Raw genomic sequence first — 2,945 nt, forward strand, 5'->3', positions numbered from 1 at the left:
GCGTGGTGGCCGGCGCACCGGTCATGACCGCGCTGACCGCCCGCTGGCCGCGCAAGACGGCGCTGCTGGGCCTGATGGTGATCTTCACCATCGGCAATGCGGCCTGCGCGCTGGCGCCAAGCTACGCGTTGTTGATGGCCGCGCGGGTGCTCACCGCGCTGGCGCATGGCACGTTCTTTGGCGTGGGCTCGGTGGTTGCCACCGGGCTGGTGGCGCCGCACAAGCGCGCCTCGGCCATTGCCGTGATGTTCACCGGGCTGACGGTGGCGAGTGTGCTCGGGGTGCCGTTCGGCACCTGGCTCGGCCAGGCCTACGGCTGGCGCGCCAGCTTCTGGGCGGTGGCCGCCGTTGGCTTGGTGGCGGTGCTGGTGATTGCCCTGGCGGTGCCGGCCGAGCGCGCAGCACCGCAAGCCCCCGACCTGCGCCGCGACCTGCGTGCGCTGATGCGCCGGCCGGTACTGCTGGGGCTGCTGACCACGGTGCTGGGCTATGCCGGCGTGTTCGCGGTGTTCACGTATATCGCGCCGATCCTGACGCAGATCACCGGCTTTGCCGATAGCGCCGTCTCGCCCATCCTGCTGGTCTTCGGCGTGGGCCTGGTGGCCGGCAACCTGCTTGGCGGCAAGCTGGCGGACCGCCATCTGCAGGCCACCGTGCTTGGCAGCATGCTGGCGCTGGCTGTGGTGCTCGGGCTGATGAGTTTTGTCCTGCACAGCAAGGTGCTGTCCGTGATCTTCATCGGCCTGCTGGGCGTGGCTGCCTTCGCAACCGTGGCGCYGCTGCAGATGTGGGTGCTGGAGCGTGCCAGCGGTGCAGGGCAGAGCCTGGCGTCGAGCTTCAATATCGCCGCCTTCAACCTGGGCAATGCCATTGGGGCGTGGCTGGGCGGGGTGGTCATCACCCGCGGGCCGGGGCTTGGCGCCGTGACCTGGGTTGCCGCGCTGGTCCCGGTCGCCGCAGTGGCCGTGGCGCTGCTGGCCATTCGGCTCGATCGGGGTACGGGCGGCACGCAGGCGTTCGGCGGGGCCAGGCAGCCGTCCCAACCAGTGCATTGATTCTTCGATCCGCACAAGCTGTTTTATCGAGATTATCGAGAGCCAACCATGTCCCCGAGTCAACACTTGCAACGCTTGCTGCCCTGCGTGGCACTGACCACGCTGTCCCTGACCGCAGCCGCGCCCGCCGCCGGCGCTTCGCCTGGCGAGCCCATGCCAGAACATCGTGCCGTCACATCCGGCAATCTGGCTGGTGAATGGGGCGGTGAATGGGGCGGTCATTGGGTGGCCAGCTGGAGCGCCAGCCCGCAGCCGGTCTGGGGAGCGGATTTCATCTTCCCCACCAATATCCCGGAGCGCATCGCGCGGCAGACCATTCGCCAGGTCGCTCGCCTCAGCCTTGGCGGCGGCAGGGTGCGGGTGGAGTTGTCGAACGCGTACGGCACCGAGCCTCTGCGCATCGGCGAAGCGCGTGTCGCGCTGGCGTCAACGGATGCGCAAACCGTGCCCGGCAGCGACCGGCTGCTGCGCTTCGGCGGCCAGCCGGAGGTGACGCTTCCGCCGGGCGCGGCGGTGCTCAGCGATGCGGTCGACCTGTCCGTGGTGCCGCTGGCCAGCCTTGCCGTCAGCCTGTACCTGCCCGGCCCGTCGCGGCTAGACACGTTTCATTGGGAAGGGCGCCGCACCGCCTATATCGCCGACGGCAACGCCACGGCGTCCACGCGTCTGGCAGCGCCGCTGACCACGCCGGCGCGCATCGTGCTGAGCAGTATCCTGGTCGACGCGATGGCACCATCAAGCGCCGTGGTGGCGCTGGGCGATTCGATTACCGACGGCGCCGGCGCGACGCCGGAAACCGACCGCCGCTGGCCCGACTTCCTGGCCGAGCGCCTCGCCCCCGCCAACGTGGCGCTGCTCAACGCCGGCATTTCCGGTGCGCGCGTGCTGCGCGACAGCATGGGCGTCAACGCGCTGGCCCGCTTCGAGCGCGACGTGCTGGCCCAGCCGGGCGTGAAGACAGTGATCCTGCTGATGGGCATCAACGACATCGGCTGGCCCGGCACGCTGTTTGCGCCGGACGAACCTGCCCTGCACGCACAGGCGCTGATCGCCGGGTACCGCCAGCTGGTCGCGCGCGCCCACAGCCGCGGCGTGCGCATCGTCGGCGCAACCTTGACGCCGTTCGAGGGCGCGCTGCAAGGCACGCCACTGGGCAACTACTACAACGATGACAAGGAGGCGCTGCGCCAGCAGGTCAATGCCTGGATACGCACCGGCGGCGCCTTCGACGCGGTGGTGGATTTCGACGCGCTGCTGCGCGATCCCGCGCGTCCCACGCGCATGCTGCCGGCCTATGATTCGGGCGACCATCTGCACCCGGGGGATCATGGCTACCGGGCCATGGCGCAAGCCATCGACCTGAACTTGTTGCGGTAGGCCGGCGCATTGCGTTGCGGTTGCGCGGGCGCTCGCTTATGCTGGCGGCTATCCAGCCACGGGCCGCCGGCCATTCATTCGATGCAAACCGCTCTGATCGTGATTGACGTACAACGTGGCCTGTTCGATGACGCGCCGCGCCCGGGCGATGCCGATGCCGTGCTCGGCCACATCAACGGCCTCACGGCACGGGCGCGCGCAGCCGGCGTGCCGGTGGTGTTCGTGCAGCACGAGCAGGCTGGCGGCGCGCTGTCGTTCGGCTCACCAGGCTGGGAGCTGGAGCGCACGCTGGTCGTCGCGGCCGACGACCACCGCGTGCGCAAGACCACGCCCGACTCCTTCCTGCATACCGAGCTCGCCGCGCTGCTGGACCGCCTGCGGGCGAAGCACCTGGTCATCTGCGGGTATGCCACCGAGTTCTGCGTGGACACCACCGTGCGCCGCGCCGCCGGGCTTGGCTATTCGATCACGCTCGCCGCCGACGCGCATACCACGCACGACAAGCCGCACGCC

Annotated in this window: 3 protein-coding genes; all 3 read left to right on the plus strand. The window is 69.7% G+C overall.

The genetic code is table 11. The annotated features are described in order from the left end of the window. The coding region (locus tag AC1DS3_RS37345) for an MFS transporter (protein ID WP_477129214.1) at positions 1-1,055 on the plus strand (1,055 nt) is incomplete at its 5' end. A 48-nt stretch (positions 1,056-1,103) separates the two neighbouring features. Beyond that, a complete protein-coding gene (locus AC1DS3_RS37350) occupies positions 1,104-2,432 on the plus strand; it encodes an SGNH/GDSL hydrolase family protein (RefSeq protein ID WP_441634043.1) in 1,329 nt (442 codons plus the stop codon). An 81-nt stretch (positions 2,433-2,513) separates the two neighbouring features. Next, positions 2,514-2,945, plus strand: a 432-nt coding sequence (locus tag AC1DS3_RS37355; RefSeq protein ID WP_477129215.1) for a cysteine hydrolase family protein, incomplete at its 3' end; no start/stop codon positions are given.

This window comes from Cupriavidus sp. 01L46 (assembly GCF_056399905.1).